The 24,076-nt window shown below is 58.6% G+C and carries 16 protein-coding genes and 2 tRNA genes; 14 read left to right on the forward strand and 4 right to left on the reverse strand.

From position 1 onward, the window contains the following. Positions 1 to 199 precede the first annotated feature (199 nt). Positions 200 to 1,252: a 23S rRNA (adenine(2503)-C(2))-methyltransferase RlmN gene (gene rlmN, locus AAA069_RS05595; RefSeq protein WP_349127784.1), complete on the reverse strand. Its 1,053-nt coding sequence runs from the start codon at positions 1,250 to 1,252 to the stop codon at positions 200 to 202. An 85-nt stretch (positions 1,253 to 1,337) separates the two neighbouring features. Between rlmN and AAA069_RS05600 the strand changes: the two genes are divergently transcribed. Next, entirely contained in the window at positions 1,338 to 2,303 is a 966-nt protein-coding gene (locus AAA069_RS05600; RefSeq protein WP_349127785.1) for a D-alanine--D-alanine ligase, read from the forward strand. Then, positions 2,297 to 5,191 (forward strand): helicase C-terminal domain-containing protein, encoded by a 2,895-nt coding sequence (locus tag AAA069_RS05605; RefSeq protein WP_349127786.1) that lies wholly within the window; start codon positions 2,297 to 2,299, stop codon positions 5,189 to 5,191. The genes AAA069_RS05600 and AAA069_RS05605 overlap by 7 nt, the downstream gene beginning before the upstream one ends. Here AAA069_RS05605 and AAA069_RS05610 read toward each other — a convergent pair. Both AAA069_RS05610 and AAA069_RS05615 read right to left on the reverse strand, forming a co-directional pair. Further along, positions 5,188 to 6,105, reverse strand: a complete 918-nt coding sequence (locus AAA069_RS05610) for a WYL domain-containing protein (RefSeq protein ID WP_152068603.1) — start codon at positions 6,103 to 6,105, stop codon at positions 5,188 to 5,190. The two genes, AAA069_RS05605 and AAA069_RS05610, sit on opposite strands and share 4 nt — an antisense overlap. Beyond that, positions 6,092 to 7,114 (reverse strand): WYL domain-containing protein, encoded by a 1,023-nt coding sequence (locus AAA069_RS05615; protein WP_349127787.1) that lies wholly within the window; start codon positions 7,112 to 7,114, stop codon positions 6,092 to 6,094. The genes AAA069_RS05610 and AAA069_RS05615 overlap by 14 nt, the downstream gene beginning before the upstream one ends. Positions 7,115 to 7,312: 198 nt before the next feature. On the opposite strand from AAA069_RS05615, the gene AAA069_RS05620 reads away from it, so the two are divergent. Continuing rightward, the gene (locus tag AAA069_RS05620; protein WP_349127788.1) at positions 7,313 to 10,471 is read left to right on the forward strand and encodes a hypothetical protein; all 3,159 of its coding nucleotides are present in this window, start codon (positions 7,313 to 7,315) and stop codon (positions 10,469 to 10,471) included. A 21-nt stretch (positions 10,472 to 10,492) separates the two neighbouring features. Next, positions 10,493 to 10,711, forward strand: coding sequence for a hypothetical protein (locus AAA069_RS05625; protein ID WP_349127789.1), 219 nt, complete (start codon positions 10,493 to 10,495; stop codon positions 10,709 to 10,711). A gap of 66 nt (positions 10,712 to 10,777) precedes the next feature. Here AAA069_RS05625 and AAA069_RS05630 read toward each other — a convergent pair whose 3' ends face one another. Then, complete coding sequence (locus AAA069_RS05630; protein ID WP_349127790.1) at positions 10,778 to 14,209, reverse strand: SpaA isopeptide-forming pilin-related protein; 3,432 nt, start codon at positions 14,207 to 14,209, stop codon at positions 10,778 to 10,780. A gap of 297 nt (positions 14,210 to 14,506) precedes the next feature. On the opposite strand from AAA069_RS05630, the gene AAA069_RS05635 reads away from it, so the two are divergent. From AAA069_RS05635 to AAA069_RS05680, 10 genes are all read left to right on the forward strand, one after another. Further along, positions 14,507 to 14,581, forward strand: a tRNA-Gly gene (locus tag AAA069_RS05635). Between the two features lie 425 nt (positions 14,582 to 15,006). Next, positions 15,007 to 16,353 (forward strand): adenylosuccinate lyase, encoded by a 1,347-nt coding sequence (purB, locus tag AAA069_RS05640; protein WP_022093797.1) that lies wholly within the window; start codon positions 15,007 to 15,009, stop codon positions 16,351 to 16,353. Positions 16,354 to 16,481: 128 nt separating this feature from the next. Then, positions 16,482 to 16,745: a TIGR03905 family TSCPD domain-containing protein gene (locus AAA069_RS05645; RefSeq protein ID WP_006236206.1), complete on the forward strand. Its 264-nt coding sequence runs from the start codon at positions 16,482 to 16,484 to the stop codon at positions 16,743 to 16,745. Further along, a complete protein-coding gene (locus tag AAA069_RS05650; RefSeq protein ID WP_138374268.1) occupies positions 16,745 to 17,956 on the forward strand; it encodes a twin-arginine translocation signal domain-containing protein in 1,212 nt (403 codons plus the stop codon). Before AAA069_RS05645 ends, AAA069_RS05650 begins: the two co-directional genes overlap by 1 nt. Before the next feature lie 153 nt (positions 17,957 to 18,109). Then, a complete protein-coding gene (locus AAA069_RS05655; RefSeq protein WP_006236208.1) occupies positions 18,110 to 18,832 on the forward strand; it encodes a response regulator transcription factor in 723 nt (240 codons plus the stop codon). Positions 18,833 to 18,843: 11 nt separating this feature from the next. Continuing rightward, positions 18,844 to 20,409, forward strand: a complete 1,566-nt coding sequence (locus AAA069_RS05660; protein WP_040360026.1) for an ATP-binding protein — start codon at positions 18,844 to 18,846, stop codon at positions 20,407 to 20,409. 118 nt (positions 20,410 to 20,527) lie between these two features. After that, positions 20,528 to 21,406, forward strand: a complete 879-nt coding sequence (locus AAA069_RS05665) for a phosphoribosylaminoimidazolesuccinocarboxamide synthase (protein WP_035136481.1) — start codon at positions 20,528 to 20,530, stop codon at positions 21,404 to 21,406. Then, entirely contained in the window at positions 21,407 to 21,982 is a 576-nt protein-coding gene (locus tag AAA069_RS05670; RefSeq protein ID WP_022093792.1) for a hypothetical protein, read from the forward strand. Between the two features lie 89 nt (positions 21,983 to 22,071). Next, a complete protein-coding gene (locus AAA069_RS05675) occupies positions 22,072 to 23,352 on the forward strand; it encodes an aminopeptidase (RefSeq protein WP_161155894.1) in 1,281 nt (426 codons plus the stop codon). Between the two features lie 28 nt (positions 23,353 to 23,380). Further along, positions 23,381 to 23,453: transfer RNA gene (locus AAA069_RS05680), tRNA-Lys, on the forward strand. Positions 23,454 to 24,076: the final 623 nt, after the last annotated feature.

Raw genomic sequence — 24,076 nt, forward strand, 5'->3', positions numbered from 1 at the left:
GTACCTAACAATTACTCAGCATATATTGAGGGGTCCTTGTCCGGTTCACGAGACAAGGACCCCTTATTTTGGCCGTAAAAAATGGGACAGGTAGCAGCTGATTCAAAATAAAGGTCAATAAATGAAACGACCCCGGTTGCATATTCTGTAACCGGGGTCGTTCGATGTTTCACATGAAACGTTTTGGGGTGCGACTCCCCTATGCGTTCTTCTGAACTTTGAAGCGCTGCTTCAGTTGTCCGCAAGCGGCGTCAATATCGTTACCACGGGAGTTACGAATCGTGGTCTCGATGCCACGGGACTCAAGACGACGCTGAAGATCCTCAACCTTATGAATCGGCGACGGCTTGAGCGGGCTGCCCTCGATGTCGTTAAGCTGAATCAGGTTAACGTGGCACAGCGTTCCCTCGCAGAAGTCGCAGAGCGCCTGCATCTCGGGATTCGTATCGTTAACGCCTTCGATCATGGCATACTCATAAGTCGGGCGGCGGCCAGTCTTCTCGGTGTAGAGCTGAAGCGCCTCGTGAAGGCGAAGCAGCGTGTACTTCTTAACACCGGGCATGAGCTTATTGCGCGTCGACTGAATGGCGGAATGCAGAGAAACGGCAAGCGTGAACTGCTCGGGGATATCGGCAAATTTGCGAATACCGGGAATAACGCCGCTGGTGGAGACGGTGAGGTGACGAGCACCGATACCAATGCCATCGGGGTCGTTGAGGATTCGCAGCGCCTTGAGAACCTCATCGTAGTTGGCAAACGGCTCGCCCTGGCCCATGAAGACAACGCTTGTTGCACGTTCGCCAAAATCATTCGAGACATGCAACACCTGGTCGACGATCTCTTGAGCGGTCAGAGAGCGCTTGAGGCCGTTGAGACCGGTAGCGCAAAAAGCACAGCCCATGCCACAGCCAGCCTGAGTAGAAACACAGACGGAGAGTTTATTGCGACGAGGCATACCGACAGTCTCGACGGAAATGCCGTCGTGGTACTCGAGCAGATACTTGCGCGAGCCGTCTTTGGAAACCTGCTTGATAAGCTCCGTCGGCGTGTCAAAGGCAAAAGCCTCTTTAAGCTGCTCGCGGAAGGCCTTGGGAAGGTTGGTCATATCGTCAAACGAACAAACGTTCTTCTCAAAGACCCATTCGATGAGCTGTTTCGCGCGGAAGGCGGGCTGGCCAAGTTCTGCCACGAGCTCGCGAATATCGTTTTGGCTCAAGTCGCGAATGTCCTGAGATTTAGTCCTGGGATTCATGGAAGCCTTTCGATTTTGGGGAAACGTAGAGGGTATCGCTACAATATGGTATCAGCTGCAGAAATTATAGAGGAGGAGTCTGCCCATGCCGGGTAAAAGCCTAGAGAACATGCACGTAGCGGTCTTGGCGGGCGGTCATTCCGCCGAGCGCGAGATCTCGCTCAATTCGGGAAAGAACGTCGTGGTGGCCTTGAAGGAGGCCGGCTACACCTCGGTGGAGCTGCTCGACACGGCCGCTGATGACTTTATGGTAACCATGGCGACTGGCGGTTTCGATGTGGCGTTTATCGCCATGCACGGTGCCGGCGGCGAGGATGGCGCCATGCAGGGTGCCATGGAGACCCTGGGTATCCCCTACACGGCGTCGGGTGTGCTCGCGAGCGCCTGCGGTGCCGACAAGGAGGTCTCGAAGCTCCTATACGCTAAGGCGGGCATTCCCATTGCCCCCGGCCTGGCGCTCGAAGTGGGCGATGAAGTCGATATCGATCATATCGTCGAGGTTTGTGGCGAGCACTGCTTTGTGAAGCCGGCCGTAAACGGTTCCAGCTATGGCATTTCCCTGGTCCATGAGCCCTCCGAGCTTCCCGCGGCAATCGCCAAGGCGTTTGAGTACGGCGACAAAGTGCTGGTCGAGAAGTGCATCGAGGGTACCGAGATCACCGTCGGCGTATACGGCGAAGATGACGTGCGCGCTCTGCCGATTGTCGAGATTCGTAAGCCCGAGGACTGCGAGTTCTACGATCTGGACGTGAAGTATGTCGACCCTACGGACATCCATCGCATTCCGGCGCAGATTTCACCCGAGAATTACGCTCGTGCCCAGGAGCTTGCCTGTGCTGCTCACAAGGCCCTCGGTTGCCTGGGTATCTCGCGCAGCGACTTTATCGTGAGTGAGGACGGCCCCGTTATCCTCGAGACCAATACCATTCCCGGCATGACCGATACGTCGCTGTATCCGGACGAGATCCGCCACACCGACGACATGACGTTCCCGCAGGTCTGTGACAGCCTGATCCGTATGGGCCTTCGTCGAGCGGGCATTGCATGCTAATCGAGGACGCGGTTTCGTCAGGAACGCCGCAGTTTGTCATCGACTCCTATGCCACGATTGCCGAACGCGCCAAAACGCAGTCCTTCGGCCTTATCGAGGAAGATGTAATTGTCCTCGATACCGAGACCACAGGTCTTTCGGTGCAGGACAACGAGCTGATCGAGATCTCGGCGGCCCGTCTTTCGGGCCGCGAGATCGTCGACCGCTTCGATACCTTCGTGCATCCCAAGCAGCTGATTCCCGCCGAGATTACCGAGCTCACGAGCATTACAAATGCCGATGTGGCAGATGCCCCGTCGGCCGTTGAGGCCGTAGCCGCTCTCGCCGATTTTGTCGGTGGTTGCCCGGTAATCGCACATAACGCCACGTTCGACCGCTCGTTTATCGAGTCGGTCAAAGGCGGCGTCAACGTGAGCGATATTTGGATCGATTCGCTGGCGCTGTCGCGCATCGCGCTTCCGCGCCTGGCCTCGCACAAGCTGTCTTTTATGGCCGATCTGTTTGGCTGTGACTCGGTATCACACCGTGCCAATGCCGACGTCGACGCCCTGTGTGGCGTATGGCGCGTGTTGCTCGTGGCACTCACCGACTTGCCCCAGGGCCTCATGGCGCGCCTAGCCGACATGCATCCGGACGTGCCTTGGTCCTATCGTCCAATCTTCTCATTCTTGGCGGGGCAGAACCCTGGTTCTATCTTCTCTCTCAGCGCCGCTCGTGCTGACGTTCTCAAGGCCGATCGCGCCGACGATCGGGTGGACGCCGACGAACTGCCGGTCCTCAAGATGCCGAGTCGTGAGGAGATTGAGGCAGACTATGCGCCAGGTGGCCTGGTCAATCGCATGTATCCCACCTACGAGCCGCGTGATGAGCAGATCGCGATGGCGCTCGAGGTCCGCGATGCGCTGGTCACGGGCACTCATCGTGTAATTGAGGCGGGCACAGGCGTCGGCAAATCGATGGCCTATCTGGTGCCTTTTGCCGAGGCAGCGCGCCGTAACAACATCACGGTTGGTATTGCGACCAAATCGAACAATCTAGCCGACCAGCTCATGTACCATGAGCTTCCAAAACTTGCCGAGCAACTGGAAGGTGGTCTGTCATTTTGCGCTCTCAAGGGGTATGACCACTATCCGTGCCTGCGCAAGCTTGAGCGCATGAGCCGCGGCCAGGTCGAGATTACCACCAAGCGCGATCCGGCGGACACGCTCACGGCGGTCGCGGTCATTATGGCGTACGTCTGCCAATCAGCCGATGGCGACCTCGACTCACTTGGCATTCGGTGGCGCAGCGTCAACCGCCCCGACTTTACGACGGCCTCGCGCGAGTGTGCTCGTCGCCTCTGCCCGTTTTTCCCTGATAAATGTTTGGTCCACGGCGCTCGCCGTCGTGCGGCGCATGCCGATGTGGTGGTCACCAACCATTCCCTGCTGTTCCGCAATGTTGCGGCCGAGGGCAGGATTTTGCCTCCGATTCGTCATTGGGTAATCGACGAGGCCCATTCTATCGAGCGCGAGGCGCGCCGTCAGTGGGCGCGCGTGGTGTCGGCGGACGAATCACGCGTTCTGTTTGAGCGCCTGGGTGGCTCGAGCACCGGTGCGCTAAGCCAGGTTTCCCGTGATTTGGCAACCTCCGAGGGCTCTACGCTCTATCTGGGCCTTACTGCCAAGGCGACGTCGACGGTTGCGCGCGCGAGCACGGCAATCGCCGACGTGTTCGATGGCGTTCGCGAGCTCGGCCGCCGTGCCCGTGGGGGTTATGACAATGCCAATCTATGGATTGGCCCCGAGCTGCGCGAATCTGACGACTGGCATGATTTCTTACCGTCGGCCTACGCTGCCATCGATGCATTGGAACGAGCTGACAAGAGCGTCGACGCGCTGGTGCAAGCCGTCGCCGCCGACAAGCCCGAGGTTGTTGTCGACCTGGGTGATATCTCGCGCCGCCTGCACGAGCTGGCCGAGAACCTCAAACTCATCATTGATGGCACCGATGAACACTACGTGTATTCGCTGCAGGTCAATCGCAGGTTGCGCGCCGGCGGAGAGTCAATGACCGCAGAGCGCATCGACATTGGCGAGGCCTTGGCAACCGAGTGGCTGCCCGAGGTTCACACGGCTATCTTTGCCTCGGCGACCATGACGGTGTCCAAAAGCTTTGAACACTTTAACCACGCGGTCGGCCTCGATCGCATCGGTGCTTCAACATCCTCATCGTTGCACTTGGACTCGAGCTACGACTTCGATTCGAACATGGCTGTAGTCGTTGCGGGCGATATCCCCGATCCGCGCGATCGTGAGAGCTATCTTACGGCGCTCGAGCGCGTGCTGGTCGACGCCCATCTTGCCATGGGCGGATCGGTGCTCACACTGTTCACCAATCGGCGCGACATGGAAGACCTGTACGCCCGCGTTGAGCCCAAGATGGCCCGTGCGGGCCTGGAGCTCAACTGCCAGCAGCGCAACTCATCTCCTCGTCGCCTGCGCGACCGGTTTATCAACGAGCCGACCTCGTCGCTTTTTGCTCTTAAGGCCTTTTGGGAGGGATTCGACGCCAGCGGCGAGACGCTGCGCTGCGTCATCATTCCCAAACTGCCGTTCTCGAGCCCTACGGACCCGCTCTCGTGCGAGCGCAACCTGCGCGAAGACCGCGCTTGGGCGCGCTATTCGCTGCCCGAGGCGGTGCTCGAGGTCAAGCAGGCGGCCGGCCGCCTTATCCGCTCGTCGACCGATTGCGGCGTGCTGATTCTGGCCGACCCGCGCCTGGTGACGAAGGGCTACGGAAAGAAGTTCTTAACGTCGCTGCCCACAAGCTCCTACCAGCGCATCGAATCGGCGCAGATCGGGCACTATCTGCAACTGTGGCGCGCACGCCACGAGCGGCGGCGCTAAAGCGGACAGACGAGGGTTTTTGCCATATCGCACAGACGCTTTGACAGGGCGGGGTCATCCAAGATGCGGATGGCTCCGCCCGCTGCGATTATCTGGCTCAGTAGCCAACGCTCGGAGCCGTAATGCACGGTTACCGTTGCCATGTCTGCCCCGCTGCGCTCGATTAGGGTGATGCCGGCCCAGTCCAGATACTCCGCCATATCGAATGGCATCAAGAGCTTTGCGCTACGCTGCGTCCGAGCAAGGGAATCGTGGAGGGATGTGACGTCCGGTGCATGAGGCACGACGGAGTCTTCCGTCAAGGCGAGTCCCTCGATTTTATCCATGCGATAGGTGCGCTGCTCATCGACCGCGATGTCCCAGGCAATCAGGTATGTTTGGTCGCCGTTTGCCGTAATGCGCAAGGGGTCGACCAGACGCTCACGTGGCCGTGCATCGTCCATCGAGCGATACGAGATGCGGCAGCGAACGCCGTCCTGAATGGCGCAGCTCAGCTGCTGCCAGTGCGACCCGTGGTTGACGGTGTCAAAGACGCGCTGATTATAGCCGAGCTCTTCGGGTAGAAGAGCATGTCGAATCCGAGCCGCCGCCTGGGGCTCGATCCCCAACGATTCAAGTTCATGGTTGAGCACAGCGCCCTCGGCGGCACTCAGGCGCAGCGGTAGCACACGACCGGCGTCACCGGTGAGGACCACACGCTCGCCGCGGCATTCGCAGATGATGCGCGCGCCCGATTCTCGGTCCGCGAGCGTCGAGACGATCTCGAGAATCTCGTCGAGCGACACCCCCGTGATGTCAAAGCGACTGCAAATCTCGGTTCGTGTCATGCCGCTCTCGCCGGCGGCGTAGAGGGCTTCCATGATGTCGATGGCGCGCGAGAGTCTCTGCTCGCTGGTGAGTTTACGCACGGGCATGCTCGTGCACCGTCCTTTCAATGAGGCGGTTCCACGCCTGCTTGAGCGATTTGGGGGCCACGGGCCTCATGCCGTCCACGGCGTGGGCCATGCAAAATGAGGCGGCGGCTTCAAGGTCACGCACGTCAACGGTCCAGGTCCATCCCGCATCGGTGTGTGCGAGCTCACCTCGCCCGCGCGTGAGGCCGTTGATCATATCGATCTGCGTCTGAGGGGCGAACGAGAACGTGGCTGCAACGGGCGGTCGGTCGGCAAAATCGAATTCAAAGAACAGATAGTCGTTGAGATTGAAGTCCGCAGGGATGGCGTAGGCCTTCGAAGGACGCCAAGCGCGAACGATACGGTCGCAGCGGAATGTCCTGATGCCGTCGGTGACATTGTCGAGGCCGCAGAAGTACGCCACGCCCTCGCGTTCGAACATGCCGTAGACGCAGACGGTACGTTCTTTCTGCTCGCCGCGTCCGTTCTGATATAAAAATCGCAGCGCGCATCGCTCGGCAAAGGCGCTCCATACCGCATCGACGGTGGGAGAGCGGCGGATTGGTGCTTCGTCCACCGTCGTCCTACCGGTGAGATAGGCAATCTTGGAGCGAATATCGGCAAGCGGTGCGGCAAAAGTGGACGAGCCGGCCGCTAGTGTCTGGTCGATGGCGTTGAGCAGGATATCGGCGTCGTCTGCGGTGATGAGGCCGCCTGCTGCAAAGGTGTGCTCGCGGTCGATTGTCCACGAGCTTTCCTCGGTCTCCTGCGCACCGGCGGGGCGAACCTCCTTGATTAAGATGCCGCGTTCGAGCAGCTTGTCACGATCGCGTCGAAACTTGCGCTTATCCGAGTCGATATTGCCCGAGCCATATCCCAGGTCAGAATCCAAGACGATCTGCTCGGTCGTCAGCGGTTCGGGGGAGCTATTGAGCACAAAGAAAAGATTGAGGATGCGCTGAGCCGTTTTATCGAAACTGGGCTCCGAATTTCCCTTTTTAATTGTCTCGGTCGTGTCGCTTGCCGTCATAGAGTCCTCGCATGAGAAGGTGGTTTGCTGCCATGATTTTAGTCCGATATGGAGATTAGGCTATATCCTTGTCCGCTCGGGGCGTTAAGATGGCCCGAATTCGGTCGTTTGCGCTCGCTCGGGGTATACTTTCGACTATATACGGTTCTAATGTGCATGCATTGGGCCTATTTGTCGGATTATGGATGTGGAGCGCACATGGCGAACACCCAGAACTATATTAACCACCTGCTGCAGAACACCGGCATTACGCCGGCATGCAGCGAAGAAGAGCGCTTGGCTGCCGAAGATATCGCTCAGATCTTCCGCAACCACGGCTTTGACCCCGAGGTTCAGGAGTTCAATGCCCCAGCGCCCAGTAGGTTGGCATTTGCCGTTACCGGTATTCTTGCGTTTGCCGGCGCCCTGCTGATGGGCATCGGCGGCGGTATCGGCTTGGTCGGCACCTTGCTGGCCATTGTCGGCGCCGTTCTTTACGTGCTCGAGCGCACGGGCCACCCCGTGGTTTCGCGCCTGGGCAAGACGGGCGTGAGCCAAAATGTCATCGCCTACCACAAGGCCTCGGGCCCGCTCGCGTCCCCGCGTAACCGCCCGGTGGTCGTTGTCGCACACTACGACTCTCCCCGTGCTGAGCTGCTCGCCCGCGAGCCTTATGCTTCGTATCGTGCGCTCATCGCCAAGCTGTTGCCCGTTGCCACGGTTGCCCCCGCTGCCGTTGCCATCCTGCGTATTCTGCCGCTCCCCGGCGCGCTCAAGGTTCTGCTGTGGATTGTCGCGATCCTCGCTTCCCTCGTTGCACTTGCCAACGCGGCAAACATCATCTCTAACCGCCACATTCTTCCCTATACGTCCGGCGCGGTGTGCAACAAGTCTTCTGTCGCCGCTATGCTCGGTGTCATGGACAACGTTGCTCCCTTCCAGGGCGAGAACGAGTTTCCCGACGATGTTCCGTTCGATACCTATTTTGGGGAGCAGAAACGTCGTGCCGAGGAAATGGCGCGCGCGGCGGCGGAGTATGCCGCGGCCCAGCAGCAAAACGACTACGGCAACACCATCGAGTACGAAGAGCCTACCTACGCCGAGGACGAGTTCGGTCAGCCGATTGCTCCCGACGCTCAAACCGAGCCCGAACAGGGCGAGGCTTTTGACGAGCAGATCGAGGGCTTTGAGGGTGCGTCTGCCGACGAGACGCTGATCGGCGCCATCGTGCCCGAGAATCAGAATCAGGCTGCCCAGGCCGAAGAGTTCAATGACGAGGTTCCCGCTGCTGAGCCGGCGGAGGAGCCTGCCGCGGCCGAGCCCGAGCCCAAGCTCTATCGCAACGCCGCCGGCAACATCCGCTTTGGTTCGGATGCCATCCGTGCGCTCGGAATGCTTCCCGAGTCCTGCACGCTCGATTACGAGGAGGGCGAGGAGCCGACGTTTGAGCCCGAGCCTGCGCCCGTTGTCACTGCGGATGATGAGTCTGCCGCGGTTACCGCTGCCGTTGCCGAGCCCGAGGCGGTGTCTGCGATCGATCCCGCGGCAGGACTGGACATTTTGGCTCCCGCCGCGCCGGCGCAAGACGTTGCGGACGAGTCTGACGACGATTACGTTGAACAGCCGAGGCGCGTGTCTTACGAGAGCGATACTGATTTCTCTGCCGAGATTCCCGCGGCAACGCCCCATGCCGATATTGCATCCGCGTTCTCTTCGATTGGCGCCAGCGCTTCCAGCTTCTTTAAGGGTGCGCTTGCAAAGGGCAGGAAATTTGTCGACGATTTCGAGGAGAAGCGCGCTGCCGCACGCGAGGCTGCCGAGCAGGAGGCTATCGCTCAGCAGCAGGCAGCCGAGGCGTCACGTGAGCGCGCGGCGCAAGAGTTTGAGCAGAACGAGGCTATGCAGTCCGGGCCCGTCGACGCTGCCGAAGCTACGACGTCCTCTGAGTCCCAGCAACCGACGTCAGCGGATGTTGTTGAGGCAACAACGTCTTTCGAGGCTCAGCAGCACGTCGATAGCACCATGTCGTTTGATGCCGCGCAGTTCGATTCCACGATAACGTTTGAAAAGCAAGGCACCGCAATTGCCGAGCCCCTTCCTGTTTCCGATGAGCAGGGCGACGCGGCAGACGATGACGAGCCCATTGATGCTGCCGAGGACGAGTCCGTCGAGGCCAACTCTGACGAAGAGCAATACGCGGCAGCCGATCAAGGTGATTCGACCGAGGTCGAGCAGGAGGAAGTGCCTGCGGTTTCCGAGACTCCCGAGACGGATGAGTCGAGGCCTTACTCCACGCAGATTTTCACCATGCCGACCCCGAGTGGTTCCGGTGCCACGGTTGCCAATGTCGCTCCCACCCAGGACGAAACGGTCGATTCCCTTATGGCCCAGATTTCCTCCCAGGCATCGCCGCGTCCGCAGATGAATGTTCCCGATCCGGCGTCGGCACCGTCGCCTGCACCTTCCTCGTCTCCGCTGGCTTCGGTCCCCGATCCGTCGCTGCCGTCTATGAAGCAGGCAAACGTTGCGTCTCGCACGTCGCTGTTCGACCTTCCCGATCCCTCTGCCCAGGTCAACGACCCCTTTGCTACTGCCCAGGGTCCCGAACCCACATCGGCACCCGTTGCGCCTTCTATGCCCGTTGCGTCGGGCGCGCAGCCGATCGAGACCATTTCGGCTCCCGCCCCGGCGGCACCCAAGTCTCGCAAACGCGGCCTGGGTGGCCTGTTCGGTCGTAAAAGGAAAAACGAGCAGGACAGCATGAGTGATTGGCTGGGCGTCGAAGACGATTACGATGCCAAGAAGTCCGGTCGCGGTATCGGTTCGTGGGATAACTTCGAGGACGATAACGATGGCTGGAAGGGCGGCGCTACGTCTTCCGATGGCGCTTCTTCCGAAGATATGCTCTCGGCTGTCGCCTCTATGGGCGATGATGAGCTGCTCGGTCACGATATCTGGTTTGTGGCAACGGGCGCCTCGGATTGTGATGGCGCCGGCATGAAGGCCTTCTTGGCTTCGCATCGCGATAAGCTCCGCGGCGTATTCTTCATCAATCTTGAATCCGTCGGCGCCGGTAGGCTTTCGGTGGTGACGGTCGAGGGCGAACAGCAGCTGCTCAAGGGCGATCGCCGCATCATGAACCTGGTCAGCAAGGTGTGCAAGTCGTTCCATGTCGATTGTGGCGCGCTCGAGATGCCCTATGCCAAGACCGATGCCTACGCCGCGCTCGAGGCGAGCCGCCGAGCCCTCACCATCGCCGGTGTGGACGGCACACGTCTGGCTTGCGCTCGTACCGAGGACGACCTGCCCCACAATGTCAACCCGACGAACATTGCCACGGTATCCGAGGTCGTTACCGAGGTTATCCGCCGTTCGTAGGCGGAGCTCTAAGGAGTCAACGTGTTTTCGTATATTAAGCGCCATTGGCCTGTCTACGTGATTTTGACCTTGATTGCCATTGCGTTAGGATTTGGGGCCGCCTACATCGTGGGTGCGAAGGGCTCGACCCCCGCCTCCGAAATCAGCGAAGAGGTGGAGCAAGAACAGAGCACGGGTGCCGATGGGATTCCTGAGTCCGAGCAAGCAATCGTTGATGGTGGATCTTCGTCTTCAGAGTAGATACGGCGATTTAAATGATTGAAAGCGGGTGAGCCGGGGGACTGGCTCGCCCGCTTTTTCATCGCGCTAGCGCTTCTTTGGGATCGACCTAAGGCGAGCGAACCATAGGGCTGCGGCACCCGAGGTCAGGAGCGCGGTGATGCAAGCGGCGATGGGAACTGATCCTGTTGCCGGTAGGTCCTGCGGTAGGGTACAGCGTTGAATGACACGGTCCTCGTCATGTGACTCAAGTTTATCGCCACCGCCGTTGCGGCAAAGATCGACGCGTGCGCTGTTGGTGAGTGCAGTTTGGGGCGTATAAGCCGATGTTGCCTGCATGTGCACGACTGCGCCCCGAGCGTCTGTGCCAAGGATTGCGTTTGCATCGTCAAGGTCGTCGTGTTCATCTTTGAGATCATCGCGGGTCCAAGAATCCGCATCGCTTCGAGTCGTAAAGTCGGCGGCTACCGCACCGTATTCAATTCGAATGCCCGTTACGACGGTATTGGATGCAAGGTCGAGTTCTTTCGCCTCGAGTGTGGTGGATTCCGTGGTCGAGATATCCGCCTTCCAGAGGTGCCAACCGTCGTAATCGACGAGGCGACAGTCCTCACCCAGGCTCTCTTTTACTTCGTCGGACTCAAGCCAAGGATTTTCGTGCCCATCGTCAAGTGTCGCGTTTGCCGGCTCATCGACGTCTGTCGAGTCCAACGGCGTCGTGCGATACCATACGTTGCACAGACCGTTGAGGTCGCCGATGGCGACGGGGGTTTCGATTGAGATGAATCTCGCCGTGCCGTCTTTGGCGCACTCAAGATCATCGGTAATCGTAAACTCATCAACCCAAGTAGCGGAATCGTTTCGAGCATCGATGGTATAGGAGAAAAGCCCATCACTATTGGTTTGCGTCGTGGCGCGGTTTTTACCATCGCCGTTAGCCAACAGGCCCTTTTCGATAGGTTGGACAAGTTCCTGACGCTTGTCGACCTGCCCCTTGATCTCGATGGGCGCATCCTTCATCGCGACGGATTGGACTTCTCCCGTATCTTTTATTTCAAACGTTATCTCCTCGGCAAGGTCATAGGTCCGCGGAGACATCATTTCTCGCAACGAGTAGGTGCCAGGTGCAAGATGTTCGACGCGGTGCGGCTTGTCGGATGAGGTCCAGGAGTCTATTTCGGTTTTATCGGGACCATATAAGGTGAGCTGTGCGCCTTCCACTTCCTGCTCACCGCTTGCATCGACCTTGGAGATATCAACCTTGGTGTAATCGTCGGATACGTTAAGCCGTGCTTCTACAACGGGTGTTTTCTGGTCGGCATAAGTAAGGTCGACAATATGGGATGTCCGATCGAGTAAGAAGCCTGCCGGCGCTTGAGTCTCGACAACCTCGTAGCGTGCGGTGCCAGATCCCAGCGGGAGGTCGTCCGCGCGTGCTTCTCCAGTTTCATCTGTCGTGACGGTAGCGACAGTCTCACCGTCGAGCGCGGCAATGCTACCGTCGGGGCGCACGATATCACCCGAGGCACGGATCTCAAAGACGGCGCCCGCGAGGCTGCTGCCGTCTACGGCATCGGTTTTAACGATCCTGATGTTTCCGGTCGCGGCGTGGTCATAATACGAGGCGACTGCAACGGGCGTTAGGTTCATGTCGGCGGGTATGTTTACCTCGATCTCTTCGCCGACAAGATAGGGCTCTTTGGCCGAGGTTTCGCGTACATAATAGGTGCCCGGCACGAGCGATTCGGGCAGTGTGACGGTCCCGGTCGCGTCAGTCGTAAAGGTGTCCATTACGTTATGTGCTGGATACCAGCAAGTTTGTGAGACAGGTTCGTGATTGCTGTCTAGGAGTTGGAAGGTGAATCCGGCTAGTGGAACAGAAGCGCTTGTTTGGGCATCGCGTTTTACAATCTGGAGATGCGTCGACAGCGCGTGGTTGTCTACGATATATTGAAGCTCGGCGCCGTTGGAAATCTGATTGGCCCCGACGGTCCATTCCCCTGCACGTTTAAAACCCTCGGGGACGGTTTCCGGAACCTCGCGAATCGTGTAGCCGGCACGGTCGTATGGGACAGCTCCGTGGACACCGGCGGGTCGCTTGCCTGTGCCGAACCATGCTTCGGGCTGATCTTTGGTGGAGGCAAAGCCATAGATGTTTGTGGTCAGTGTGCCAACAACCTGCTGAGAACTGTTGCTGACAACCTCAAAGACAACACCACCCGCCGGTTGCTCCAGGCCGGATTGGTCGCTATTGCCGTAATCCTTGAATTTGGAAATCTCAAGGTCAAACGCAATGGGGATATCGGAAATGCGAGATTCGATCTCGACCACGCCTGAATCGCCGAGCTGGTCGGCTCCGACGGTATAGGTCCAGCTGTCGTTGGATGGCAGGTAGCCCTCGGGGGTTTTTGATTCGTAGATGGTAAAGGTTCCTAAGGGGACATCGGCGAGGGTGGCCCGACCGCTTTCGTCGGTCGTGAGGATTTGCGCCCATCCAGGGGTTGATTGTGACACACACGTGAACTCTGCTCCTGCGAGTGAAGAACCCACCTGGGGGCCGGCATTCGTCGCGGCATCGAGTTTTACGATATGCAGGTTGATGATGCCGGGCTGTTCATCAATGGCGACCTGTCCACCGTCATTCCCCGTGGTAAAGGCGATGCGATCACGACGGGGGACATAGCCGGCCGGCGCCTTCGTTTCAACTAGGTAGTATGCAGTGTTGGGCAGAAGAGTTGCTTGCGCCCGACCGTTGCTGTCCATCTTGATGGTGCCGACACGCGCGCCGCTGGCGCTCTCAAAAATATCGAATGTTGCCCCGGTAAACTGATAGGTATTGTTTCCGCTGGTAATGGCAGCGTTTGCAGACTGCTTTTGGAAGGAAACAGAGACCGCCGGCAGTACATAGAGCATGTCTTGACGTCTGCTGCCGCCCGATACGGTTCCTAGATAGCGCCGCGCGCGGTGCGGTGCGGCTTTGATGCTTCCTGATTTTGCGCTGTCGTGGAGCCACCGCGCCGCCGCCACGACTTCATTGTCAGCGGTAAAGTGCCCACTCTTGGTTTTGCCCTGAGCGGTCGTGTAGGAGTAGGTACCGTCGACATGGGTAGTGCCGTTGAGCATCCATACGGCAAGCTGGGTTGCGGCGCGGGCGCGATCGGGTGAAAGATGGTAACCGCCAAACGACGTGGCGGTAGGATATCCGTGACAAACGATTGCCGCGAACTCGTCGTCGAGCCACACCCAGCCTTGATCAAAGTTGAGCCATGGGCCGCCCGGCTTGGTGGGGCCGAGGCGCTCCTGGTTCATGCAGTAGGCAATCGAGGCGTCTTGAGCTTCATACTTGCCGATGAAGAAGGGCCCACAATCATCACTAATAGTGCGGAAGCCGAGCTGGTCGTAGCCATCGACGGCAAATGCGGCTCCCGGTGCCAGGCAGCCGAAAAGCAGGAAGAGGAGCAGGAGCAGCGGACCTGTTGCGATTGCGCTGTGGACAGAGTGCGTGGGTGCGTTGGACATGGCTGCTCCTTATCCCTCGTGCGCCGCATGGGGAGGTTGCGACGCGTAGGATGAGGCTACCCCCGAGGTTCATGCGGGTAAGTACCAAAGGCTGACCAAAAGCTTGCCCAATTCCTGACAAATTGAGCTCAAATATAACAATCAAGCAAAAGTGCAGGTAGAAGATAGGGAGAACAGGAGGTCAAAGGTCCTCATCTCCACAATTGACGCGATTTTCAAACGAATCTCCATAGCTAAAACAAGCATCGCCACCCTTGTATCGAACAAGACAACCGCGTTATACTAGCCAACACACAAGCGGGCATCGCCAAGTGGTAAGGCATCAGCTTCCCAAGCTGACACTCGCGGGTTCGAGTCCCGTTGCCCGCTCCAGTAAAAAGCACAAGCACGGCAGCGTTACGTTGCCGTGCTTTTTACTACCAAGCGCCGGGACTCGAACCCGCCAGGGTGCGAGCGTTAAGCAAACGCGAAGCGTTTGTAGCGAGCAGGCGAAGGCGCCGACAGGCGCCTGAAGCCGGTGCGTATTTGCGAAGCAAATACGCGGATGTCCCGTTGCCCGCTCCATCGAGTACGGGGGACCTCGGGAACGTCGGGTCCAACCCGCTGTGCCCGTGCGTGTGCGCGGACCGGGTCTGCCGACCGCAGCCGGTGCGTATTTGCGAAGCAAATGCGCGGACGTCCCCATGCTCGCTCCAATTCCAAAATGTTAGGTTAATGCCTGCTGCCCATACTTGCACCTGCGCACGGTACAATGGTTGGGTTACGACCAACGTGCCAATAACCAAAAAGGAGCCGCTATGATCGATCGCTATACCCGCCCGGAGATGGGACACATCTTCTCCCTCGAGAACAAGTACGCCATTTGGCAGGAGATCGAGGTTCTGGCCTGCGAGGCCCAGGCGGAGCTCGGCAAGATCGGTATTTCCAAAGACGAGGCCCAGTGGATCCGCGACCATGCCAACTTTGAGAAGGCGAAGGTCGATGAGATCGAGGAAGTCACGCGCCACGACGTCATTGCCTTCCTGACCAACATGAAGGAATACATCGATGCCGATGTTCCCGAGGGCGACCCCAAGCCCAGCCGCTGGGTTCACTATGGCATGACCAGCTCCGATCTGGGCGACACGGCCCTGTGCTACCAGCTCACCCAGGCCTGCGACCTGATCATCGAGGACGTCAAGAAGCTCGGCGAGATTTGCAAGCGTCGCGCCTTTGAGGAGCGCAACACGCTCTGTGCCGGCCGCACTCATGGCATCCACGCCGAGCCGATGACCTTTGGCATGAAGTTTGGCTCTTGGGCCTGGGAGCTCAAGCGCGATCTGGATCGTCTTGAGGACGCTCGCAAGAATGTTGCCTTTGGTGCCATCTCCGGTGCCGTTGGCACCTACAGCTCCATCGAGCCGTTCGTCGAGGAGTACGTCTGCGAGCACCTGGGCCTGGTTCACGACCCGCTGTCCACGCAAGTTATCAGCCGCGACCATCACGCCTATCTCGCCGGCGTTCTCGCCACCACCGCGGCCACCTGCGAGCGTATCGCTACCGAGGTCCGCAACCTGCAGAAGACTGATACGCTCGAGGCCGAGGAGCCGTTCCGTAAGGGCCAAAAGGGCAGCTCCGCCATGCCGCACAAGCGCAACCCCATCACCATGGAGAAAGTCTGCGGCCTGTCGCGCGTCGTGAAGGCCAACGCGCAGGTTGCCTTCGACAACGTCGCCCTGTGGCACGAGCGTGACATTTCGCACTCCTCTGCCGAGCGCGTCGCCCAGGCCGATAGCTTCATCGCGCTCGACCACATGTTCCAGTGCCTCATCCGCGTTATCGACGGCCTGCAGCTGTACCCTGCCCGCATGATGGCCAACCTCAATAAGACCCGCGGCCTCATCTTCTCCTCCAAGGTCCTACTGGCCCTCGTCGATACGGGCATCACCCGCGAGGATGCTTATGCCATCGTGCAGGAAAATGCTATGGCCACTTGGCACGAGGTGCAGGATTGCGTCTCCGGCCCCACCTTTAAGGAGCGTCTCGAGGCCGATCCGCGCTGCACCGTCAGCCAGGAGAAGCTCGACGAGATCTTTGATCCATGGGACTTCCTCACTCGTATCGACACAGTCTTTGATCGTCTGGAGCAGCTGAGCTTCGAGTAGGTTCGGGCATAACGTTAGCTTTTTAGGGCGCTTTGCTGGTAATGTGTGTTGCCGGCAAAGCGCCTCGTTGCATTTAGGGAAAGACGGGGATAATAGTCGTCTCGAATAACATTCTGAGAGGGGATCGCATGATTTCGTTTGATTACAAGCCTCAGGGCGTGTGTGCTCGCAATATTCACCTTGACCTTTCCGATGACGGCAACAAGGTGATGGGCGTTGAGTTTACCGGCGGCTGCGACGGCAATCTCAAGGCTATCTCCAAGCTGGTCGAGGGCGCTCCTGCCGATCGCGTAATCGAGGTTCTCGCCGGTAATACCTGCGGTATGAAAAAGACCTCCTGCGCCGACCAGCTTACACGCGCTATCGAGGCCGCTCGCACCGAGATCGCCTAATGGGTATCGCCGATCACATCAAGAACGGAATATCGCGTCGCGGCTTTGTACTCGGTGGGGCTGCCGCGGGCGCTGCCACGGTGCTTGCCGGATGCTCGAAAAAAACGGGCACCAGCGATGATGCCGCCGGCGAGCCGCAGGTTATCAAGGATGATTCCAAAATCATCTCGATTACGGATGAGTACGAGGCAGTCGACATCGATCTTGAGCCGGCGGCGTCATGGACGCTGCCTCTGGGTACGCTGCTGTACTACTGCGACGGCGATTACGCCGCGGCGATGATGGCGCCCGCATCGGCACTGCACGCCAACACACTCGGTGTGCTCAACCTGGGCGATGGCTCGCTTACCACATTAATCGAGGATCCTATCGAGGGCACGGGATATGCATTCTACGATGTCCGTGCCGGCGACAGCGTATTCGCGTGGGTTGAGATGAACTTTGCCAATTCATCGTGGAAGCTCTACGGTCAAAATCTGTCGGGCGCTTCGCTCTCTGGCGACGTGGTTGAGCTCGATCGAGGTGGCAAGGACTATGATCCGCCGCTGTTTACGGCGTTCGGGTCATCAGTCATCTGGTATAAAATGCCCTCGGCAGGTGGCAATAAAACGAGTAGCGATTCGTTTTGCTATCGTCGCTCGCTTGATGAATCCAAGGCCGAGACAATTTGGAAATCGACGGGTCGCTTTGCATCGGCCCCGCGCGCGAGCGACGGCATTTTGACCATCTCGCCGCGTGTCCGCAACGACGAGGGCGTCTACTACGGCATAACGGCAATCGATCTGACCGACGGCAACAACACCAAACGTGCCCAGCTAGTCCTTCCCTCGTCAGTTTCGCCTTTCGAGGCCGTATATATGGGCGATACCTTCGTGTTTTCTATCGAGGCGGCCTATAGTGGTGTGGGCAGCCTGGGCAATATGGGCACGTATATCGGTAATGAGGGAGGGCCGTACCTCTTCCTGTCCCGCGAGCCGCTCGCATGTGCGGCTGGCAAGAAGAATAAATACCTTGTTAAGGTACAGGCGTCGCATTTCCTGATCGACACCTCTGCCAAGACCTATGGCTCGCTGCTGTCGCCCGACCGCGCTTTGGAGTATGGCGATTATCCAGCTACGGCGGGAAAATCGGACTCATTCCTTACGTACGCCACGGTGCGCAACAGCCAGGGTATACCAGAGACGGTCACTGCACGTCTATTCTCTCTTTAAGCTTAGAGGGGTTAAAAAGGCGCCAACAGGGGAATAAACGCGTTGTAATTGTGAGTACCGCCCGCCGAGCTGCCGCGTCATAGCGGCATCCGGCGGGCTCAGGTGCGTTAAAATGGGCTTGTTCTTAGCTAATTGAGACAGGGGGGCCGTGTTATGGCTTCAGATGCAAAAAAGATTCTGCTGGTCGAGGATGAGAAGGCAATCCGTGACGCCGTCGCTGCCTATCTCGAGCGCGAAGGCTACTGGGTTGTGGGCGTCGGCGACGGCCAGTCCGCGATCGAGGAGTTCGAGAAGCATCAGTTCGACCTGGTCGTGCTCGACCTTATGCTCCCCAAGATCCCCGGCGAGCGCGTTTGCCGCACCATTCGCGATACCTCGGATGTTCCCATCATCATGCTGACGGCTAAGGGCGAGATCGAGGACCGTATTATCGGTCTTGAGCTCGGCGCCGACGACTATCTGATTAAGCCGTTCTCGCCGCGCGAGCTCGTCGCCCGCGTTCGCGCTCTGTTCCGCCGTGCCCATCAGGCCGACGAGCCCGCCGTCGAGGTGCTCGACTTCGGCGATCTGGTCATCGATATCTCGGGCCACAAGATCTTGGTCGAGGGCAAGGAAGTCGATCTGACGGCTTCCGAGTTCAAGCTGCTCACCACGCTTGCCCGCCATCCCGGCCGTGTGTATAACCGCATGGAGCTGGTCGAGAAAGTGCTCGGGTATGACTTTGAGGGCTATGAGCGCACCATCGATAGCCACGTGAAGAATCTTCGCGCCAAGCTGGGCGATGATCCCAAGAAGCCCAAGTGGCTCTACACCGTCCATGGTGTCGGCTATCGCTTCGAGGCTCCGGCCAAGACCGATAAGTCGGACGAGAAATAGGGAAATCACATATGACACCTGCGCGCTTTGAAATCGGACAAAAGCACAAGCAGGAGAGCGAGGCGGGTTCCAAGGCTAGTTGGAACACGCCTCGTTCCGATTCACGGCCAACGATGAGCTATCCCTCGCGCATGGCACTTGCTTTTGCTCTGACATCGCTCATGACGGTATTGGTGCTGGTGGGCGTTGTCTCTGTTGTGTGGGGCACGGTCTTTTCGGATTACACCCGCTCCAATATCGTCGAAATCGCCAATTCCGCTGCCGAAAAGTTGGCAACGTCATATGAGGAAAACGGCTCTTGGACCGCGGGAGAACTGCGCACGGTCGCAACGTCGAGTTTGGTTTCCGACGATCTGGGCATGCAGGTCGTCAATAAAAAGGGTGTGATCGTTTATGACGATTCCTGGCCCTCGGCAAGCGCCACCGCCGATGTACGCGAAAACCAGGCTACGACCGACGACACGAGCGGCAAGAGGGCATCGCATAGCCCGGTCTCGTCTGCTCCAACCGACTCCGATAGCGTTGCTAACGTCGAGATTGTAACGTCTTCCGGCGAGCATGTCGGACAGGTAAAGCTGTGGGCCATCGGCTCCGACGCTCTGCTCACCAAGGCGGACTCTGCGTTTAGGGAGAAGACCTTTAACGCCATGGCCCTCGCCGCGGTTGTTGCAATCTGCATTTCGGTCGTTATCGGATCGCTCGTATCGCGCATGCTCACCAAACCGATTCATCGCATCACCAGTACCGCAAAGCAAATCCGTGACGGCGACCTGTCGGCTCGCACGGGACTGCGCGGTGATGACGAGATCGATCAGCTGGGTGAGACCTTCGATGAGATGGCCACTTCGCTCGAGAAGGATATGAAACACGAGAAGCGCCTGACCTCAGACGTTGCACACGAGCTTCGCACGCCGCTTATGGCCATGCTCGCAACGGTCGAGGCCATGCAGGATGGCGTGTATCCCACCGACGATGAGCATTTGGAGACTGTTGCTTCCGAGACGCGTCGCCTGGCTCGTCTGGTGCAGCAGATGCTCGACCTGTCGCGCATGGAAAACAGCACGGCTCCGCTCAACCTTGAGCCGGTGGACATGGTTCCTTTCGTGCGTTCCATCGTTAATGCCCAGGAGCGCCTGTTTGTCGACCGCGATCTGCGCCTGCGTTTTGCGGACGAGACCCAGGGTCACGACGATGTCGTCGAGGCCGATCCCGACATGATCACGCAATGTGTTATCAACCTCATGAGCAACGCCATGCGCTACACCCCCGAGGGCGGTTGGGTCGTGGTGTCGGTGCTCAGTGACCGCAAGCACGTCAGCATTGCCGTTTCTGATACCGGCATCGGTATTGCCAAGGACGATCTGTCGCGCATCTTCGGGCGGTTTTGGCGCGCCGATGCCAGCCGCGCCCGCGAAGCTGGCGGCCTGGGCGTTGGCCTCGCCGTGACCAAGCAGATCGTCGAGCGTCACCATGGCTACATATCCGTGGAGTCGGAGCTTGGAAAGGGTACGACTTTTACAATTCATCTGCCCCGCGAGCACACGGCGGACGCGGCATCTACTACAATGGAGCACTAGCTTTTCGCTATTCGGTGAAGGAGGGGCCGCGTCCCTGCCGCTCCGAGTTTGCGAAAACATGCGGGAAAGAACCCGCATTTCTGTCGTATTTAGGTAAGGAGTGACTCACGTGACAACGATGGAGCGTCGTCCGGATTCCCGTGGCAAGGTTCGTGATATTTACGATGCCGGTGAAAACCTGCTGATGGTCGCCACCGACCGCATTTCTGCGTTCGACTTCATTCTTCCCGACGAGATTCCGTTTAAGGGAGAGGTACTCAATCGCATCTCGGCATTCTGGTTCGATAAGTTTGCCGACATCGTCCCCAACCATCTCGTTTCCATCGACCCGGCGGATTTCCCCGAGGAGTTTGCTGAGTATCGTGACTACCTCGCTGGCCGCGCCATGCTGGTTAAGAAGGCCCAGACGATTCCTATCGAGTGCATCGTCCGCGGCTATCTGACCGGTTCGGGCAAGAAGACCTACGACGAGAACGGCACCGTCTGCGGCATCCAGCTGCCTGAGGGCCTGACCGAGGCTTCCAAGCTTCCTGAGCCGCTGTTCACGCCGTCCACGAAGGCCGAGATCGGTGACCACGACGAGAACATCTCGTTCGAGCGTTGCTGCGAGATCGTGGGCGAGGACATCGCCACGCAGATTCGTGACCTTTCCCTCAAGATCTACAAGGCTGCCGCCGAGTACGCCGCGACCCGTGGCATCATCATTGCCGACACCAAGTTCGAGTTTGGTGTTATTGATGGCAAGGTCACGCTGATCGACGAGTGTCTCACGCCCGACTCCAGCCGTTTCTGGCCTGCTGCCAGCTACGAGGAGGGCAAGATCCAGCCTAGCTACGACAAGCAATTCGTCCGCAATTGGCTCAAGGCCAACTGGGATATGACGGGGGAGACCCCGCACCTGCCCGCCGAGGTCATCGATGGCACGTCCGAGCGCTATCGCGAGGCCTTCCAGATCATCACGGGCTCCCAGTTCACAAGCATGAAGGAGAACGCATAAGTGAGTACCCGTAGCGCCACGAACAAGCGCACGCAATCCCACGAAGTTACCGGGGTTGCGCGCAAGTCTGCCGCATCTGCTAAGCCCGCCCGCCAAGCAGCGAGCTCCGTTCGCGTCGTGCCGGCTTCGTCTAAGGCACGCCGCAAAGAGCTCGAGAAGGGCGAGAACCTCGAGGGCCTCTCTAAAGAGGAGAAGCGCGCCCGCAAGGCTAAGCAGCGCGCCAAGGAGGACCGCATCTATACGGTGTCGAATATCCTCCTCAAGCAGGACGAGGACTACACCAAGCGCCGTCGCATCTGGTGGATTGTGCTCGCCATTGGCATGGTGCTCGTCGTGGCAATTTGGGCCTCGCTGTACTTCGCTCCCGCTGGCATGGTGTCCAGCCCTGTCCAGATGGTCGGCATTGTTTTGTCCTACGTCATCATTTTGGGCGACTTTATCTATGACTTCGCTCGTATTCGTCCCTTGCGCAACATGTACCGCGCGCAGGCCGAGGGCATGTCCGAGAACAAGCTCAACGCTCTTATTGAGCGCGCGGCTGCCGAGGAGGACAAGAAGGACTCCAAGAAGAAGTAGCGTTTGCATACATACTTATCGCTAAGATATAAGGCGCGTCGTTTTTGCGGCGCGCCTTTTTACTGTTCTATAGATAGATGGAGTGGCACATGATTCGAGCTGCCCTGACGGTCGAAGAGGCTCTGGAGGGCATGAAGGCCCTGGAGCCCAAGATTAAAAACTACGCGCGCCTGGTCGTCCGCAAGGGCGTAAACGTCAAGCCCGGCCAGGAGGTCGTCGTTCAGTCTCCGGTCGAGTGCGCGCCGTTTGCGCGCGTGGTGGTCGCGGAGGCCTATGCTGCCGGCGCCGGCCACGTGACGGTCATTTGGGCCGATGATGCCGTGACGAGGCTCACGTACGAGCATGTCGAGAAAAGCTATTTTGAGCAGACGCCCGAGTGGAAGCGCATGCAGCTGGATTCCTTGGCCCAGGATGGTGCCTGCTTTGTCTTTATCGAGGGTGCGGATCCTGCGGCCCTCAAGGGCATCGATCCAGCCAAGCCGGCCGCGGCATCAAAGGCGAGGAATACGCAGTGCAAAGTTTTCCGCCGTGGACTGGATTACAACATCAATCCGTGGTGCATCGCCGGCGCTCCGGTCGTGGCTTGGGCGCACGAGGTGTTCCCGGGAGACGCCGATGAGGTTGCAATCTATAAGCTGTGGAATGCGATTCTGCACACCGCGCGCGCCGATGGCCAGGACCCAGAGAGCGACTGGGAACTCCATGACGCCGCATTCGAAAAGAACCTGCGTTTCCTGAACGACAATCGTTTCGACTACCTGCATTACAACGCGGCAAATGGAACCGATCTGACGATTGGCATGACGAAAGGTCACGAGTGGGCCGGCGGCAAGGGCAAGACGCCCGATGGGCACCCCTTCTTTCCCAACATTCCCACCGAGGAAGTCTTCACTTCGCCCGATCGCATGCGCGCCGACGGTATCGTGTACTCGGCCATGCCGCTCATCCATCACGGCAATAAGGTCGAAGATTTTTGGATTAAGTTCGAGGGCGGCCGCGTGGTGGACTACGACGCCCGCGTGGGCAAGGCAACGCTCGCAAGTATCATCGATACTGACGAGGGCGCTGCTCACCTGGGAGAGGTCGCGCTCATTTCCAAGAACACGCCGATCCGCGAAAGTGGTGTTCTGTTCTACGATACGCTCTATGACGAGAACGCTAGCTGCCATCTCGCGCTAGGTGTCGGTTTCCCCGAATGCATCGAGGGTGGGTATGACATGTCCAAGGAGGAGCTCCTGGAGCATGGCGTTAACGTCTCGAGCACGCACGTCGATTTTATGATCGGCACGGACGACATCGATATTACGGGCATTACGCCTGATGGACGTGAAGTTGTGATTTTCCAGAACGGCCAATGGAGTTGGGAATAGTCCCAGACCGTGGTACAATGCCACCCGCGGGCCGTTAGCTCAGCTGGCAGAGCAGGGGACTTTTAATCCCAAGGTCCAGGGTTCGAACCCCTGACGGCCCACCCAAAGATTGTTGAGACGGTCAACTTCGGTTGGCCGTCTTTTTTGTCGCCCTTTCATGGGTTCGAACCCGTCGGGGCGCGGAGCTGAGTAAACGCGTGAGCGTTTGCCAGCGCAGCGCGCAAGGCGCGAAAGCGCCGCAGCGGCCGCCTGCGAAGCAGGCTGAACCCCTGACGGCCCACCCAAAGATTGTTGAGACGGTCAACTTCGGTTGGCCGTCTTTTTTGTCGCCCTTTCATGGGTTCGAACCCGTATCTAGCTATATATAAGAACGCTTGGCGAACAAAACCCGCCTTTTACCGATGGGAAACAAATAGCTGATGCCTTTGGAGTAAAGTAGCGCTCCAGAGATGACCGATGTCTCAATACACATAAAACAGCTGGTCATCGCCAATATCAGAAGCCAATGCTTCAGTTTTAACCTCAGCGATGCGACTGAGGGACATATTCATTTGTGAACAAAATATGGAGTGCGCGATTCCCGCCCACGGGGCCCCTCCGGTCTGGCAATATATCTCCTTGCCGCGCGGCCCGGTGGAACCGGATCGGCCGCAAAGCGTGCACCTTGAGAACCGGATACTGCGAGGATGGACACACCAGTTGTGTCGCATCCGGGCAGACATCG

The organism is Collinsella sp. CLA-SR-H006, from assembly GCF_040097075.1.
Classification (GTDB): Bacteria; Actinomycetota; Coriobacteriia; order Coriobacteriales; family Coriobacteriaceae; genus Collinsella.

What these genes read in the sequence shown, in the direction of transcription:
- rlmN (WP_349127784.1), bottom strand. Translation starts at nt 1,252, where the DNA reads ATGAATCCCAGGACTAAATCTCAGGACATTCGCGACTTGAGCCAAAAC.
- AAA069_RS05600 (WP_349127785.1), top strand. Translation starts at nt 1,338, where the DNA reads ATGCCGGGTAAAAGCCTAGAGAACATGCACGTAGCGGTCTTGGCGGGC.
- AAA069_RS05605 (WP_349127786.1), top strand. Translation starts at nt 2,297, where the DNA reads ATGCTAATCGAGGACGCGGTTTCGTCAGGAACGCCGCAGTTTGTCATC.
- AAA069_RS05610 (WP_152068603.1), bottom strand. Translation starts at nt 6,105, where the DNA reads ATGCCCGTGCGTAAACTCACCAGCGAGCAGAGACTCTCGCGCGCCATC.
- AAA069_RS05615 (WP_349127787.1), bottom strand. Translation starts at nt 7,114, where the DNA reads ATGACGGCAAGCGACACGACCGAGACAATTAAAAAGGGAAATTCGGAG.
- AAA069_RS05620 (WP_349127788.1), top strand. Translation starts at nt 7,313, where the DNA reads ATGGCGAACACCCAGAACTATATTAACCACCTGCTGCAGAACACCGGC.
- AAA069_RS05630 (WP_349127790.1), bottom strand. Translation starts at nt 14,209, where the DNA reads ATGTCCAACGCACCCACGCACTCTGTCCACAGCGCAATCGCAACAGGT.
- purB (WP_022093797.1), top strand. Translation starts at nt 15,007, where the DNA reads ATGATCGATCGCTATACCCGCCCGGAGATGGGACACATCTTCTCCCTC.
- AAA069_RS05645 (WP_006236206.1), top strand. Translation starts at nt 16,482, where the DNA reads ATGATTTCGTTTGATTACAAGCCTCAGGGCGTGTGTGCTCGCAATATT.
- AAA069_RS05650 (WP_138374268.1), top strand. Translation starts at nt 16,745, where the DNA reads ATGGGTATCGCCGATCACATCAAGAACGGAATATCGCGTCGCGGCTTT.
- AAA069_RS05655 (WP_006236208.1), top strand. Translation starts at nt 18,110, where the DNA reads ATGGCTTCAGATGCAAAAAAGATTCTGCTGGTCGAGGATGAGAAGGCA.
- AAA069_RS05660 (WP_040360026.1), top strand. Translation starts at nt 18,844, where the DNA reads ATGACACCTGCGCGCTTTGAAATCGGACAAAAGCACAAGCAGGAGAGC.
- AAA069_RS05665 (WP_035136481.1), top strand. Translation starts at nt 20,528, where the DNA reads ATGGAGCGTCGTCCGGATTCCCGTGGCAAGGTTCGTGATATTTACGAT.
- AAA069_RS05675 (WP_161155894.1), top strand. Translation starts at nt 22,072, where the DNA reads ATGATTCGAGCTGCCCTGACGGTCGAAGAGGCTCTGGAGGGCATGAAG.